Source organism: Gryllotalpicola reticulitermitis (genome assembly GCF_042651345.1).
In the GTDB taxonomy this organism is placed as follows: domain Bacteria; phylum Actinomycetota; class Actinomycetes; order Actinomycetales; family Microbacteriaceae; genus Gryllotalpicola; species Gryllotalpicola reticulitermitis.
Genome location: NZ_JBHSCN010000005.1, coordinates 187574 through 202324, shown reverse-complemented (window position 1 = coordinate 202324; position 14751 = coordinate 187574). Strand labels below are relative to the sequence as shown.

Genomic DNA, 14751 nt, shown 5'->3' with positions numbered 1-14751 from the left:
GTAACCCTCGGGAACGCCTTTTTACGGGCCCGGCTTCCGCGCATCCGCCCGCGATCTACCCCCGTTCGGGGTACTTGTCGCCGAAATCAGCCCGCGTCGTACGCCGACGGAATCGAGGACCTGACGTGAACCGCGCCCCTCACGGGGCGGCACACCCGACAGCCAACGCCTTGGCGAATCCGGCGGTCTGATACATGTACTGGTGTACCCACTGAGTCGGGCTGAGCGGCTCGTACGACTCGATCATGCGTACCGTCGGAACACCAGAGCATCTATCGAAGATGTATCGCGCACGGGATATGTGGTACTGCCCGGTGATCACAATGACGCTCGACCAGTTCAACGCAGCCGCCTGCTTATGGGTGAAGCGGGCCTCACCCCGCGTAGTGAATGGCAATTCGTGAAAACAAGTGATGCCGGCGGTGCGGCAGACGTCGGTGGTGAGCTCCTGGGTCGGGACTGAGAGGTAAATGTGGTCGGCGTACCCCTCACTCACGAGGTGCTGCGCCAGGGTGATGCGGTCGCTGTACGGAGGCCCGATCACGACGATCGCATCGACCCGGGCCGGCTTATCTGTGTGGGGGACGACGTAGATCGGAATACCCGCCAACGCGATGGCCACCACCGCCCCCGCGACGATTGCTACTACGCGCAGCCCGATACGCGCCGCACGGTTCCTTCGAATGCGAGAGCTGGGTCGCGCCCGCCGGGCCGCAGCGATCATGCCCGCTGCTCCCCACCTGCAGCGGCGCACAGTTGCGAGCGCACGGGAAGCGCTACTCGGGCGTCGGGGGCGAGTCGGCGAGCTGGTCTTCGCCGAGGTAGCGGGCGATCATCACCTCGACCGTGCGGAAGCGGTGCTTCACGCGCAGCATCACTCCCCCGCGCTGCCGCACGAGCGCACACGTCTCGGGGTTCAGGCGCAATGACTTGTCCCAGATGGGCTGCCACCCGTGCATCGTGTAGTACTCGACGACCTTGGGCGCTGCGTCGGGCTTGCCGAAGTGTCGCGCCGCATATCTCGCAGCCGCCGCTCGTTCTGCCACTCGTACTCCTTTCGGGGTACCCCCTACAGGAACGAGTTTGCCCTCCACATTTCTCAGATCGCCCCAAGAATGCGGATGACTCAGTCAACGGCCAGCGAACTCATTACAGCGCGCGAAGCAGCGGCGCCAAGTCCTCCTCGAACTGCGCCAGGAAGCGACGCTGATCGTCGCCCGGCGCGTGGAACACGAGGTGGTTGAAGCCCGCGTCGACGTACTGCTTGATCTCCGCGACGGTCGCCTCGGGGTCGCTGCCCACGATCCACCGCTTCGCGATCTGCTCGATGGGCAAGGCATCCGCCGCCTTCTCCATCTCCTGCGGGTCGGTGATGTCGTGCTTCTGCTCTTTACTGAGCGACAGCGGCGACCAGAAGCGCGTGTTCTCGAGGGCGCGGTCGGGATCGCGGTCATAGCTGAGCTTGATCTCGATCATGTGATCGATATCGGATGCCTGCTTGCCGGCTGCGCTCGCACCCTCGATGACCGCGGGCACGAGCTCGTCGGTGTAGAGGGTCATGCCCTTGCCACTGGTGCAGATGAACCCGTCGCCCACACGACCCGCGTACTTCGCAACGGTCGGGCCGCCGGCCGCGATGTAGACCGGGATCGGCGTCTCGGGCTTGTCGTAGATCGATGCGTCGTGGGTCGAGTAGTACTCGCCCTCGAAGTTGACGCGCTCGTCCTTCCACAACGCACGGATCAGGCGCACCGACTCGCGCAGCCGCGCGAAGCGCTCTTTGAAGTCGGGCCAGCCCTGCTGACCTGCGCCCTGCCAGCCGGTCGCGACCTCGTTGAGCGCCTCGCCGGTGCCGACGCCGAGCACGATGCGCCCGGGGTAGAGCACGCCCAGCGAGCCGAACGCCTGCGCGATGACCGCCGGGTTGTAGCGGTAGTGCGGCGTCATGACGCTCGTGCCGAGCACGATGTCGTGGGTGCGCTCGCCCGCAGCGGCGAGCCAGGTGAGAGCGAACGGGGCGTGACCGCCCTCGTGCCGCCACGGCTGGAAGTGGTCGGAGATGAACGCGCTCTCCATGCCGTGTGCTTCGGCCGCGACCGTGAGCTCGACGAGCTCACGCGCACCGAACTGTTCAGCGGATGCTTTGTAACCCAGCTTCAGAGTCATATCGATTCGACTTTAGTCGCGCCGGGCGTTTCCGGGAGGTTTCGGACCCCACGAGAGGGGGGCAATTCCGCCTCGTTGGGGTTAACCCTGGGGTTATTTCGATGATCAAGACACTTACTGATCCGGTTCACCTGGCAGTCTGAACTTGTTGTTGCTGAGGCACCTGCGCCACCCGAAGGCGCGGGTGCAAGCACAGCCGGACCCCGAATCCGTTGCACCACCTCTGTTTGACCCCCCGACACATACCCGCTGGCTGCTGCGCGCCCCGAAACGCGCGCGCCCGGGCGACCCAGGAAGCGCATACCCGACCCATGAACAAGCTCATCAAGGGCGCCGTCACCGGCGCCGCTGGCATCGCCCTGCTCCTCGGCGGCGTCGGCACCTTCGCCGCGTGGAACGACTCGACCTCGATCGGTTCCAGCGCCACCGCCATCAACACCGGCTCGCTCCAGTTCGACGGCGCCCCCGCGCCGACCGGCACCAACGGCTGGTACACCAACTCGGCCCTCACCACTCCCCTGGCCGCCGGCTTCCTCGCCGTGCCGGGTGACACCCTCTACTACCAGGCCACCGTCAAGATCAAGGCGAGCGGCACCAACCTCGCGGCGAACTTCGGCGTCGGCGGAACGACCGGCCCGACCGTCAGCTTCGCGACGAGCGCCACCGGCACCAGCGAGCAGGCATCAGCCAGCATCGTGTCCGTCACCGGCACCGGCATCGCGAGCGGCAGCACCGCCGGCGTTTACACCATCACGCCGACCGCGACCGCCAGCACCGACATCACCGCGACCGTCGTCGTCTCCGTGACCTTCCCCTTCGGCACCTCCGGCGTGACGACCGGCCAGGTCAACCAGGGCACCGACGGCCAGAACAACAAGATCACGCTGGCCGACGTCCCCCTCACGCTGACCCAGGTCACCAAGGCCAGCTAAGTCCGTCCAGGACTCCCCGATGCGGGGCGGACGCCGGCATACCGGCATCCGCCCCGCTCATCACTACCCGCGCTAACCGGAAAGCGCCATGTCTCGCCACCGCCTCACGTCGCAGCCTCGCAGCATGCGCTACCGAGCGCTGTCTGCGCTCGGTGTCGCCGCTGTCGTCGCCGTCGGCTTGATCGTCGGATTCGCGGGCACCGGCGGCAGCTACGCCGCGTGGAACTCGGGCGCCAAGGTCAACGGCACCACGATCTCGACCGGCTCGACCACGATCGCCGTGAGCAACGCCGCGCAGACCACACCGGCGAGCACCCTCGCCCTCGGCGCCCTGACCTCGAACATGGGCCCCGGTGACGTCGTCGCGTCGGCATTCGTCGTGTCGAACACCGGAACCACTCCGGTCACACTCGCCGCGAACCTCGCTGCGAGCGGCACGCCCACGGCCCTCACCAACGCCCTGCACGCCGCGGTCGTCAGCGTGAGCAGCGCCGGCGCGTGCACCACAAGCCTCTCGTCGAGCGCGACCGGCGCACTGGCCGGGTACTCGGCGGCTAGCCTGGGGCACGTCGCGAGCGGCGCAACCCAGAACCTCTGCCTGCTCGTCGTGCTGCCGGCCACCGCGCCGAGCAGCGCCCAGGGCCTCTCCGCACCCTTCACCCTGACCGTCACCGGAACGCAGGCCAGCTCATGAGACGACGCATCGGCATCATCGTCGCCATCGCGGCCGCCGTCGTCGTGGCGCTCGGCGGCGGTTCGATCGCCTGGGCCGTGTGGTCCGGCAATGCATCCGTCAGCGGCAGTGTGAGCAGCGGCAACGTCAGCATCTCCGCCACGGGGCTCGACAAGCTCGGCCAGCAGTTCACGGTCGCCACGACCAGCACCACGCCCGCGCTCGTCAAACTGACCAACACAGGGTCACTTGCAGTCACCGGTTTCACGGGCACCGTCTCGGGCACCAGCGGCCAGGCGCTCGCCAGCGACATCACCGTGCGCATCTGGGACGCGGGACGCAATGCGACCTCGTGCCCGGCATCCGTGCCTACCGGCGTGACCCCGTGGACCGGCAGCTGGGCCACGGGCACCATCGCCTGGCCCGCACCCGCCACCTCGGTTCCCGGCGGCGGCACCTCGTACGAGGGCTACTGCGTGATCTCGTCCATCACCTCGTCGGCGCTCACCAACGACGCCGGCCAGACCGTCGCACCGCAGGTGACCGTGGTCGGCAACGACGGCGGATGGACGTCGAGCGCCACGCCGGCGCTGTCATCCACCTTCTCCACACCTGCTGCCAGCCCGCAGACCGTCACCGGTTCTCAGGTCGGCATCACGAGCACGAGCGGGGTGTCCGTCTCGGGCGTCTCCGTGCAGTCGAGCGATGGCGACTGGCCGAAGAACCCCGACAGCGACATCAACTCGCAGAGCGGCCAGATCAGCGGTCAGTACTACTTCTGCATGGTCGTCAGCGTGACCGGCCAGTCGACCTCGGCCGCGCCGTGGAGCTTCCAGCTCGACACCTCCGCACCGCCGTTCAACGGCACGGCGCTCACCAACGCCATGTTCGCCCCGAGCGGCTACCAGACCGCGCAGATCAGCACGTTCCCGACGGGAACCGGCACGGTCTACACGATCAGCGGCCTGCGCCAGGGCCAGGCGAACACCTGGGGCCAGATCTACAACGGCGGCTCGGCGGGCCCCGACGGCTACTCGAACTACGTGTGGAACACGCCGATCACCTCGAGCCAGACCGCGCTCGTGCACTTCTGCCTGAACGTGAACGCGCCGGCACCCGTCGAGGCCGCGGCCGCGAACACCTACAAGGTCGAGCCGGCGACGCTCGCCGGATGCCCCGGCAACGGCAACAACCCCGCCGTCGCCGGCAGTTCCTCAGGCTCGGCCTCGGCGCTGCCCGGCAGTAAGGGCGGCACCGCCTGCCTCTACATCAAGGTCGACGGCTACTACCCGCACTTCTACATCGGCTTCACCGCCACGGCCAACTGGAACTCGCTCGTCGCCGCCAGCGGCCTCAGCTCCAGCCAGAAGGCCGCCCTGCTCAGCGAAACGCCGACCTGGGCCCTCTACGGCTCGGACAACACGCAGGACAGCCCCACCCCGCCCACGCTCGCGAACGGCATCTACACCTGGACGCAGACCGGCCAGAAGACGCCGCAGGCGATCACGAACGGCATCAGTGTGGTGCTGCTCGGCACCTTCACCGTGCCGGCCGCGTGACAGGTATCCGTCGCCCGAGCGTCGACCGGCAGACCAGACCAACCCGCCCAACCCAACGAACCACCGCACAGACCACGGGAACCGCATCATGACCGCAACCACCAGCGCTCTCACGCTCACCAGCACGGCCGAGGCCGTGCCCGCAGCTGCGCGCGGGGCCGCCACTACGGCCGCACCCGCGAAGCCTCGCGGTCTCTGGGCTGCGGTGTGGACGGGCATCAGCGCCGGCCTGCTGCTGCTCATCATCGGCCTCGCACTCGCGACCGTCGTGATCCCCCGGGTCAGCGGCGCGACCCCGCTCACCGTCATGACCGGGTCGATGCGGCCGCACCTGCCGCCGGGCACGCTGCTCATCGTCAAGCCTGAGCCGGCCAGCTCGATCCGCGTCGGTGACGTCGTCACCTACGAGCCGGACGCGAACAACTCGCGAACGGTCATCTCGCACCGCGTCATCGCCATCACGAGCGAGAGCAACGGCGGGCGCGTGTTCACCGTCAAGGGTGACGCAAACTCCGCCCCCGACGCCCCCGTACAGTCGAAGCAGATCGTCGCCGTGCTCTGGTACTCAGTGCCGCTGATGGGCTGGGTGAACGCCTGGATGACCGGTGTCGGCCACGTCTGGTTCATTCCCGCGGCCGCCATTGCGCTGTTCGGGTATGCCGCCTGGAACTTCATCGGCGCGCTGATCCAGTACCGCCGCCGCGCGCGGCAGTCGCACAAGCACGCGGGCTAGATGATGCCGCGGTCCATAGCGCGCCGGACCGCGTCATCGCGATTGTCGACGGCCAGCTTGCGGTAGATCGAGTGGTTGTGCACCTTCATCGTGTTGAGCGAGAGGTGCAGTCGCTTCGCCGCATCTGCGATCGTGCCGCCGTTCGCGAGCTCGCGCAGCACCTCGAGCTCGCGGGGCGAGAGGTTCACGGCCATCCGCCGCGGCGGCGCGAACACCAGCGGCCGCCGAGCCAGCTCGGTGAGCCGCGGGTCGGCGACACGCTCGCCGGCGAGCTCGAGCAGGCGCGTGAAGTCGGCGTGCGGGATCACGACGAGCGAGGAGACCAGGCTGTTGCGGATGGCCAGCTCACAGGCATCCGTGAAGTAGCGCGTCGCGCGCTCATTGTCGGCCGCCTCGAGAGCGACGGCCGCCATCACCAGCAACGCCGGGATCGACTGACGCGGCCACTGACCGTAGCGGATCACTGCCGTCTCGGCGTCGCGCTCAGCCTCGGCGCGCGCTCCGATCGCGAGGTGTGCCGCGGCACGCAGCCCCAGCGCGAAGATCGCGGCGCCCGTCTCGGAGAGCCGGTCGAGCAGCTCGATCGACCGATCGGGCCGGTCCGTGTACATCTGCACCAGCGCCTCGGCATACGTGAGCACGATCGAGTTCTCGCCATGCTCGGCGAGCAGCGGGCCATCAGAGGCCACCGCGCGCCGCAGTTCCGACAGCACGAGCGTCGGGCTCGACAGACCGGCGGAGAAGCGGAAGATCGCCAGCTGGCTGAGGGCGCTGAGACGGTGCTCGTCGATGCCGTCGGGTGAGCGCGTGGCGAGGAGTTCGACCGCATCAGCCGGCCGCAGCCCGTCGGCGACACGAATCGCCGCCGCGAGAAGATCGCTGCGCCTCCACGTGCTGGACGAGCGGCTCGACGCGGCGAGGGCCCGCGAACGCTCGATCCACTGATCAGTGCTCGGGCCGTGGCCGGCCAGCGCGTTCAGCCACGCGAGCTCGCCCGCGGCATCCGCCGCAACGCGCGTGTTGCCGAACGCGACACCGCCGTCGTACGCCCGCGCAAGCATGCCGAACGCCTCGTCTTCCAGGGCGGCGAACTCGAACGACAGACCCCACTGCAGGTACGCGTCGGGCAGGCGATGTTGAATGGCCGCGCGGTCGGCCTCACGCGCGTTCTCCAGTACGACACCCGCCTCGCGGGCGAGATTCACCGCCTCGGAGAGCCGGCCGGCCGTGCGCGCCGCGATCGAGCGCATCGTGATGTTGAGCACGCGATCGCCGAGGCCGGTCGGGGGGTGCGGGCTCGGCGGCTCGACGAACGCGCTCGGGCGCAGGGCCGGATCGACCATGACGTAGTTGAGGTAGCGCCGAATGTGGTCCCACCCCGGGCGCTCGGCCAGATCGGCGAGCGTGAGGCGGTCGGCCACCGCGCGCAGCACCGGCAGCTGGTGCGTGACGAGGACCGGCCACATCTGCTCGGCCAGGTCCGCCGCGTCACCGTAGCGCTGCTCGGCCAACGCGATGTAGATGCGCGACGCGACCCGCTCGGGGTCGACCTCGGAACCGACCTCTAGGTCGCGCTCCGAGTCGCGCTCAGATTCACCGCGGGTCTCGGGCACCGCCGCACCCCCTTCTCGCCGGGCTCGTCACTATGGTGCGCGCGGTTCAGCTCGCCGCGCTACCGAAGCCGCCGATTCGCGTTCCTCTCACAACTTCGCTCCAGCGGGCGAAGTCGTGCTCGCGGCCGATCGGGCAGTCGCACGATATCTCGATGCGTCGGCCGTCTTCGCCGATATGCACCTCGACATGAGACTTGGGGGGCATGATGCTCCTACGTCGTGGCGGGGAGAGTGTTTGTGCGGCGTTTACCGCCCACTCATCCCATCCGAAAAGTGACAACTGGTCAAGATCGGAATTGTGCCCTCTTCAGGGGTTTTACGCCGCGAATGCAGACGAACGTCTAGGTGAAGTCCGCGTCGGGCGCGTCGGCGTAGGCCGGCACCGTGCCGCCGGGCCAGTGCCGGCGGCCGTTGTTGAGCGTGCCATGCGATTCCTGCAGATAGCAGAGCCCGCACAGCGACTCGTAGGTCACGGCGCCGGCGTCGTCGGCTTCATCGATCGCGACCTGAGCGCCGTCGAACACGAACTCGCCGCCTACCACCCGCGCGTTGAAGATCGCCTTGCGCCCGCAGCGGCAGATCGTCTTGAGCTCCTCGATCGCGTGCGCGATCTCGAGCAGGCGGCGGCTGCCGGGGAACGCGATCGTCTGAAAATCGGTACGGATGCCGTAAGCCAGCACCGGCACGTCCTCGAGCAGTGCGATGCGCAACAGATCGTCGACCTGGGCCTCGGTGAAGAACTGCGCCTCGTCGATGAGCAACGCGCTCACGTCGCGGCCGTTGCGGGTCAGCGCCTGATTGCGGTGCTGCTGAAAGCGCAGGTACACGTCAGAGCTCTCGTCGACCGTGAAATCGACCGAGCGCGCGAGGCCGAGGCGGCTGACGACCCTGTCATCGCCCTTCGTGTCGAGCGCCGGCTTCGCGATCAGGACGTTGTGGCCCCGCTCCTCATAGTTGAACGCGGCCTGCAGCAGCGCCGTGCTCTTGCCGCTGTTCATCGCGCCGTAGCGGAAGTAAAGCTTGGCCATCCCCCAATCGTAGAACGCACAGAGCGGCGTTAACTCACGCAGGCCGCCTCAGATTCGGGGTGAGAGGCGGCCTTCGTGCAGGGGGGATTTGGGTTGAGGGTGGCGGGATTTCCCGCCTAAGACAATGGTCCTCCTGATCGCGATAATGCTCCGCAGTTCCTCCTCAAGACCGCATCAGGCTTCGCTGGGCGTCACCGCTCGATATCGATTTACTTGGCTAAGAGGCCCCCGCAGAGGGGGTGTGGCAGCCGAGCAATCGTCGTAGATTCCGAGGCGTGGGCAGGCATGTGGCACCCCGTCGGCGACGAGGCGGCCGCCTGGCGGCGGCAGCCGCGGCGGCCGGCGTCGCCATCTCCATTTTCGTGGGGCCGCTCGGCGCACAGGCCGTCGTGCTGAGCCACGGTGGCGGCAACGGTCCGGATCTTCCCGGCGTGCTCGGCGGCGTCGGCGGTGCTGCCGGAGCACCAGGGGTTGCGGGCGCCGGGGCGGCGGGCGTCGCCGGGGTCGGGACGGCGGCCCTCGACGGCCGCGCCATCGCCGCACTCGCGTGGGCACAGCTTGGCCACGGCCTCGCCGGGCCGAACACCGTCAACGGCGGCGACTACAACGACAGCACCGCATTGCCGGATGCCTGGTGCGCCGCCTTCTCCGGCTGGGCATGGGCTGCAGGCGGAGTCTCCACCGCGGGCCTCGACGGCTGGGCCGGGAGCTTCCTCGACTACGGAGTGCGCCACGGCACATTCCACACCGCGAGCCCCCGCGTCGGCGACGCGGCGCTGTTCGCTATGTCCGCGGGCGTGGCGCAGGCATCCGCTTCGGGCACGCTCGCCGACTCCCACCTCATCTCGCACGTCGGCATCGTCGTCGCCGTCACCCCGACGACCGTCACCATCGTGAACGGCGACTGGGGCGACGGAAACGGCGGCCCGCACCTCGTGCGCATGTCGAGTTACCCGATTCAGGCCGCCGGCGCGCCGACGTACGAGCCCAGCATGCGGCAGTACCTCTCGGGATACGTCGACCCGGTCGCCGGCTGAGGCACTTGCGCCCGGGCCGAGCCTGACTAGAACAGGGTCGGCCCGGGGCTCAGGCTCGCGGCATCCGTCTCGGCGTATTCGAACACGACGCGGGGCGTGCGTCGCTCGCCGTTCGCGTCGACCCGCGACTGCCTGCCCCGCGGCTGGAGTGGTGCGCCGTCGCTCGTGTCGCCGGGCTCGCCTGCGCCGCTCACCGAGCCGCCGGCCGCGGCGGCCAGCGCCTGCGAATCGATTCCGCCGGTGACGATGTCCTCGCGGCCGCGGACGAGCCCGTGCTTTGCGATCAGCGGCTTGATGCGGGCAGCGAGCCACCGTCGGTACTCCTTCGGGGCGTAGCTGCGGTTCTCGTACAACTTGGCGTACTTGTCCATCAGCTCGGGGTGCTCCCGCTCGAGCCAGAAGGTGAACCACTGCTTGACGCCCGGCTTCAAGTGCAGCGCCGTGTACAGCACGCTGGTCGCGCCCGACTCTTTGACGAGACCCAGCGCATAGTCGAGGTGATCGGTCGTGTCGGTGAGGTACGGCAGGATCGGCATCATGAACACGCTGCAGTCGAGGCCCGCGTTGCGCACGGCCGTCACCGTGGCGAGGCGCTCTTTCGCGCGCGGCGTGCCCGGCTCGACCGACTGCTGCAGCTCGTCGTCGTAGATCGCGATCGACATCGCCACATCGACAGGGACTCTCGTCGATGCCTCCTTCAACAGCGGCAGGTCACGGCGCAGCAACGTGCCCTTCGTGAGGATCGAGAACGGAGTGCGGGCATCGGCCAGGGCACCGATGATGCCCGGCATGAGCTTGTATCGGCCCTCAGCCCGCTGGTACGGGTCGGTGTTGGTGCCGAGCGCCACCGGGTGCCGGTTGGCCTGCCACTTGGGCTTCGCCAGTTCGCGCCGCAGCACCTCCGCGACGTTGACCTTGACGATGATCTGCGAGTCGAAGTCATGCCCCACGTTGAGCTCGAGGTACTTGTGCGTGGGCCGCGCAAAGCAATTGTGGCTGACAACGCCATTGGCAACGAAGTCGCCCGTCTCGGTCGTGATGTCGATCATGTCGACGGTCTCGCCAAGATCCTCGATGGACACGATTCGCAGATCTGCGCCCGACTTGACCGCCTGGCCGGCAAGCGCCAACTTGCGTGTGATCGCCGGTTCGACGGTGCGGAAGAAGCGATCACGCGCGGGAAGACCACCGAGCAGTCTGATCGTCGCCACACCATTGTCTTGCGCGCCCTCGCGGACACACTCGAATCCGAGCTCACGCATGCAATCGGCGGTGATCTGAAGCACTGCTTCGTTCGCATTCGAGACGCGCAGCACGCCACGGGAGCAACTGCCCTCCGCATCAAAGATGCCGTACAGGAACCCCGCGCGCCACTGATCGCTCCGCCTCTCGGGCCAGTCGATCAGAGTCTTGATCGCGTCGTAGTGTTCTGCCCTGGACGTGAAGATTCCGTTGATCTCGCGGCGCCGATCCGTCGCGACCGAGAAGCGGCGCCGCACCGTGTCGATGCCTTCCGTCGTCAGATAGAAACGACTTCGGTCGAGCGCTTCGTGGTCTGCGAGGGCCAGCCGAAACCGACTCGCTACGAATGACCCTCGGCCGGCGCCGCGCGAGTAGGCGCGCCTGAGCATCATGCCGTCCCCGCGGACCATGCCCGTGAGATAACCACGCCGATACTCGTCACCACCAATGAAGGGTGCGGCTGCAGCCACGCCGGCGCCGAGGCCCATGAGCTTGTTGTTCGGCGTCAAGTAAGGACGTCGGCCTGTGCCCGACATTGAACCCGTCACGTACTTCCAGCCGCGATTCGTGAGAAAGCGGTGATCGCCGCTCGCCACGATGGCCGTGCCGTCAGCGAGAGTGATGCGGTATGCGCGCTTCCGTGTGTCCCACTTGGCGACGACCTTCGAGGGCGTGTAGCGACGATATGCGCCCTCCTTACGGGTGCCCATGACCTCGTCGCCGACCTTGACCATCCACAGCGGCAGCTGGCGCCCGTCGGCCATCAGGATCGACGTCTCGGGATCCAGGCAGTACGCGCACGCGTGACTGCAGCCCCGGTAGGGGTTGATGGTCCACGCGTAGGGCATGACCTTCGAGGCGCCCGGCACCTGGTTCAGCGCCGACTTCGCGAGGATCTCGTGGAAGACGATGCCGTCGAACTCGGGGGTCTTGACCGTGCGAACAAGGTTGTTCAGCTTGGCGAGGCCCGGCAGCGCGGCATCCGTTTCGATGCCCAGTTCTTGACGTTCCCAACGCATTCGGCAATTAGAACACCGATTCGAGATTAAGTCGACCTACATTCGAACGCGTGTCGCAATGATTGCGCACTGCGCTCGCCGCGCTTGTTGACCTAGTGCAGCAGCCCCAGGGTCTTCGCCGTGCGGGACATCGTCGCGCGCGCCAGCTCGGGGTCGTCGTTCAGCGTCTGGCCGAGCGTCGGGATCAGCTCCCTCAGCTTCGCCTGCCACTGCCCCGCGTACTCGTCGGGGAAGCAGGTCTTGAGCACGTCGAGCATGATCGACACCGCGGTCGACGCGCCCGGCGAGGCGCCGAGCAGACCGACGATCGTGCCGTCGCTGTGCGCGATGACCTCGGTGCCGAACTGCAGCACGCCGCCCTTCTTGGCATCTTTCTTGATGACCTGGGCGCGCTGACCGGCGGTGATGAGCTCCCAGTCCTTCGGGACGGCGTTCGGCATGAACTTCTGCAGCTCGGCGAACTTGCCCGACTTGGTCAGCATGAGCTGGCTGATCAGGTAGCGCAGCAGCACCAGGTTGTCTTTCGCAACCGAGAGGTACGGCCAGATGTTCGAACCGCGGATGCCTGCGGGCAGGTCGAGGAAACTGCCGTACTTCAAGAACTTCGGGTCGGCACCGGCGTACGGGCCGAAGAGCAGCGACGCCTCGCCGTCGACGATGCGCTTGTCGAGGTGCGGCACGCTCATGGGCGGGGCGCCGGCCTCGGCCTGGGAGTAGACCTTCACGCCGTGACGGCCCACGACGTCGGGGTTGCTCGTCTTGTAGAACTGGCCCGAGATCGGGAAGGTGCCGTAGCCCTTGGCCTCGGGGATGCCCGCGGCCTGCAGCACCTTGAGCGCCCAGCCGCCCGCCCCGACGAACACGAAGCGCGCGTCGATGGTGCTGTTGCGCTGCTCGACGAGCTGGCGGTACTTGATCTGCCACACGCCGTCGCGCTTCCGCATCGAGCGGACCTCGGAGTTGAGGAACAGCTCGGCGCCGTCAGCGATGAGTTTGTCGAACAGCTTGCGGGTCAGGGTGCCGAAGTTGACGTCGCTGCCCGCGACCGAGCGCGTCGCCGCGAACTTCTCTTTCGGGTTGCGGCCGCGCATCAGCAGCGGCGCCCAGTCGGAGACCTCCGCACGCTCTTCGCTGTACTCGATCTCCTCGAAGAGCACGTTCTGCCGCAGGGTCTCGTAGCGCTTGCGCAGGTACTCGATGTCGGAGCGCTTGCGCACGAACGTCATGTGCGGCGCCGGATTGATGAACGACGATGCCTCGCCGAGCACGCCCTCGTCGACGAGCTTCGACCAGAACTGACGGCTCTGCTGGAACTGCTCGTTGATCTGCAGCGCCTTCGACGGGTCGTCGGGGTTCGGCATGTAGTTCAGCTCGCACAGGGCACTGTGGCCCGTGCCCGCGTTGTTCCACGGGTTCGAGCTCTCTTCCGCGATGTCACCAAGCCGCTCGAGAATCACGATCGACCAGTCGGGACGCACCCTCTTCAGGAACGTTCCCAAGGTGGCAGACATGACGCCACCGCCAATCAAGACCACGTCAACGGGGGGTGTGTCGCTCACCACGCCATCCTATCTGTCTCGAAATCGAGACACTTTCAGGCGGCGGGTTGTGGAAAACCTCGGGGGCGTCGCGCGGTCACGCTGCCGCTCGGCGGCGGTCACGTTGCTACGCGACGGCGACGCTCCGGCGAGCGGCGATGACCTCGGCGATCTGGACCGCGTTGAGCGCCGCACCCTTCCGCAGGTTGTCATTCGACACGAAGAACGCGATGCCGCGACCCTCGGGCGCACCCTCGTCGCGACGAATGCGGCCCACGAAGCTCGGGTCCTGACCGGCGGCGGCCAGGGGCGTGGGGATGTCCGCGAGGGCGACGCCCGAAGCATCCGCCAGCAATTCGGTCGCGCGCTCGGGCGACAGCGGCCGCTCGAATTCCGCATTCACCGACAGCGAGTGACCGGTGAACACCGGCACGCGCACGCACGTGCCCGACACGAGCAGTTCCGGCAGCTCGAGGATCTTCCGGCTCTCGTTGCGCAGCTTCTTCTCTTCGTCGGTCTCGCCCAGCCCGTCATCGACGAGGTTGCCGGCGAACGGAATCACGTCGAATGCGATCGGCCGCTTGTAGACCTGCGGCTCGGGCAGTGCGACCGCTCCCCCGTCGTGCACCAGGTCGAGCAGCTGATCGGATGCGACGGCCGCCCGCGCCTGCTCGGCGAGTTCCTCGGCGCCCTTGAGACCCGAGCCGGACACCGCCTGGTACGTCGAGACGATGAGCCGGCGCAGCCCGGCCTCGCGGTCGAGCACCTTCAGCACCGGCATGATCGCCATCGTCGTGCAGTTCGGATTCGCGATGATGCCCTTCGCGGCCTCGTCGATCGCGTACGCGTTGACCTCGCTGACCACGAGCGGAACCTCGGGGTCCATGCGCCACGCGCTCGAGTTGTCGATCACGATCGCGCCGGCGGCGGCGAAACGCGGCGCTGCCGCACGCGAACCCGTCGCGCCCGCGGAGAAGAGCGCGATCTCGATGCCCGTGGGGTCGGCCGTCTCGACATCTTCGACGACGATCTGCTCGCCCTTGAACTCGATCGTCGAGCCGGCGCTGCGCGCGGTCGCGAAGAAACGGATGCTTGCAATCGGGAAGTCCCGCTCGACGAGCAGGCGGCGCATGACACCACCGACCTGGCCGGTGGCGCCGACGACGGCGACGTGGAATCCGTTGGTGCTCATGGTGCTCATGGTGCTCTCA

General features: G+C 67.6%; 13 protein-coding genes. 5 read left to right on the top strand and 8 right to left on the bottom strand.

The window, feature by feature from the left end; translation table 11 throughout:
• Positions 1 to 139: 139 nt before the first annotated feature.
• The 3 genes from ACFOYW_RS08070 to fgd all read right to left on the bottom strand — a co-directional run bounded on the left by ACFOYW_RS08070 (position 140) and on the right by fgd (position 2166).
• Entirely contained in the window at positions 140 to 622 is a 483-nt protein-coding gene (locus tag ACFOYW_RS08070) for a YdcF family protein (protein WP_390228345.1), read from the bottom strand.
• Positions 623 to 776: 154 nt separating this feature from the next.
• Entirely contained in the window at positions 777 to 1046 is a 270-nt protein-coding gene (locus ACFOYW_RS08065; protein ID WP_390228344.1) for a hypothetical protein, read from the bottom strand.
• A gap of 103 nt (positions 1047 to 1149) precedes the next feature.
• Entirely contained in the window at positions 1150 to 2166 is a 1017-nt protein-coding gene (fgd, locus tag ACFOYW_RS08060) for a glucose-6-phosphate dehydrogenase (coenzyme-F420) (RefSeq protein WP_390228342.1), read from the bottom strand.
• 311 nt (positions 2167 to 2477) lie between these two features.
• Between fgd and ACFOYW_RS08055 the strand changes: the two genes are divergently transcribed.
• From ACFOYW_RS08055 to ACFOYW_RS08040, 4 genes are all read left to right on the top strand, one after another.
• Complete coding sequence (locus ACFOYW_RS08055) at positions 2478 to 3098, top strand: alternate-type signal peptide domain-containing protein (protein ID WP_390228341.1); 621 nt, start codon at positions 2478 to 2480, stop codon at positions 3096 to 3098.
• A gap of 124 nt (positions 3099 to 3222) precedes the next feature.
• Positions 3223 to 3792, top strand: coding sequence for a hypothetical protein (locus tag ACFOYW_RS08050; RefSeq protein WP_390228340.1), 570 nt, complete (start codon positions 3223 to 3225; stop codon positions 3790 to 3792).
• Entirely contained in the window at positions 3789 to 5330 is a 1542-nt protein-coding gene (locus ACFOYW_RS08045) for a hypothetical protein (protein ID WP_390228339.1), read from the top strand. Before ACFOYW_RS08050 ends, ACFOYW_RS08045 begins: the two co-directional genes overlap by 4 nt.
• An 88-nt stretch (positions 5331 to 5418) precedes the next feature.
• Positions 5419 to 6063: a signal peptidase I gene (locus ACFOYW_RS08040; RefSeq protein ID WP_390228338.1), complete on the top strand. Its 645-nt coding sequence runs from the start codon at positions 5419 to 5421 to the stop codon at positions 6061 to 6063.
• Here ACFOYW_RS08040 and ACFOYW_RS08035 read toward each other — a convergent pair.
• Together ACFOYW_RS08035 and ACFOYW_RS08030 are read right to left on the bottom strand one after the other, a co-directional pair.
• A complete protein-coding gene (locus ACFOYW_RS08035) occupies positions 6060 to 7676 on the bottom strand; it encodes a helix-turn-helix transcriptional regulator (RefSeq protein WP_390228337.1) in 1617 nt (538 codons plus the stop codon). The two genes, ACFOYW_RS08040 and ACFOYW_RS08035, sit on opposite strands and share 4 nt — an antisense overlap.
• 341 nt (positions 7677 to 8017) lie before the next feature.
• Entirely contained in the window at positions 8018 to 8704 is a 687-nt protein-coding gene (locus tag ACFOYW_RS08030) for a thymidine kinase (protein ID WP_390228336.1), read from the bottom strand.
• A 275-nt stretch (positions 8705 to 8979) separates the two neighbouring features.
• Here ACFOYW_RS08030 and ACFOYW_RS08025 point away from each other — a divergent pair, with 275 nt between their 5' ends.
• Entirely contained in the window at positions 8980 to 9741 is a 762-nt protein-coding gene (locus ACFOYW_RS08025) for a hypothetical protein (RefSeq protein WP_390228335.1), read from the top strand.
• A gap of 26 nt (positions 9742 to 9767) precedes the next feature.
• Here the strand turns inward: ACFOYW_RS08025 and ACFOYW_RS08020 are convergent, their stop codons facing one another.
• The 3 genes from ACFOYW_RS08020 to ACFOYW_RS08010 all read right to left on the bottom strand — a co-directional run bounded on the left by ACFOYW_RS08020 (position 9768) and on the right by ACFOYW_RS08010 (position 14741).
• Positions 9768 to 12002, bottom strand: coding sequence for an intein-containing Rv2578c family radical SAM protein (locus ACFOYW_RS08020; protein ID WP_390228334.1), 2235 nt, complete (start codon positions 12000 to 12002; stop codon positions 9768 to 9770).
• A gap of 92 nt (positions 12003 to 12094) precedes the next feature.
• Positions 12095 to 13564 carry a malate dehydrogenase (quinone) gene (gene mqo / locus ACFOYW_RS08015; protein ID WP_390228333.1) on the bottom strand — a complete coding sequence of 490 codons (1470 nt, stop codon included), beginning with the start codon at positions 13562 to 13564 and terminating at the stop codon, positions 12095 to 12097.
• 103 nt (positions 13565 to 13667) lie between these two features.
• Positions 13668 to 14741, bottom strand: a complete 1074-nt coding sequence (locus ACFOYW_RS08010; protein ID WP_390228331.1) for an aspartate-semialdehyde dehydrogenase — start codon at positions 14739 to 14741, stop codon at positions 13668 to 13670.
• Between the last annotated feature and the right edge of the window lie 10 nt (positions 14742 to 14751).

Coding starts and splice junctions, on each gene's coding strand:
- fgd (WP_390228342.1), bottom strand. CDS start 2,166: ATGACTCTGAAGCTGGGTTACAAAGCATCCGCTGAACAGTTCGGTGCG.
- ACFOYW_RS08055 (WP_390228341.1), top strand. CDS start 2,478: ATGAACAAGCTCATCAAGGGCGCCGTCACCGGCGCCGCTGGCATCGCC.
- ACFOYW_RS08050 (WP_390228340.1), top strand. CDS start 3,223: ATGCGCTACCGAGCGCTGTCTGCGCTCGGTGTCGCCGCTGTCGTCGCC.
- ACFOYW_RS08045 (WP_390228339.1), top strand. CDS start 3,789: ATGAGACGACGCATCGGCATCATCGTCGCCATCGCGGCCGCCGTCGTC.
- ACFOYW_RS08040 (WP_390228338.1), top strand. CDS start 5,419: ATGACCGCAACCACCAGCGCTCTCACGCTCACCAGCACGGCCGAGGCC.
- ACFOYW_RS08030 (WP_390228336.1), bottom strand. CDS start 8,704: ATGGCCAAGCTTTACTTCCGCTACGGCGCGATGAACAGCGGCAAGAGC.
- ACFOYW_RS08020 (WP_390228334.1), bottom strand. CDS start 12,002: ATGCGTTGGGAACGTCAAGAACTGGGCATCGAAACGGATGCCGCGCTG.
- ACFOYW_RS08010 (WP_390228331.1), bottom strand. CDS start 14,741: ATGAGCACCATGAGCACCAACGGATTCCACGTCGCCGTCGTCGGCGCC.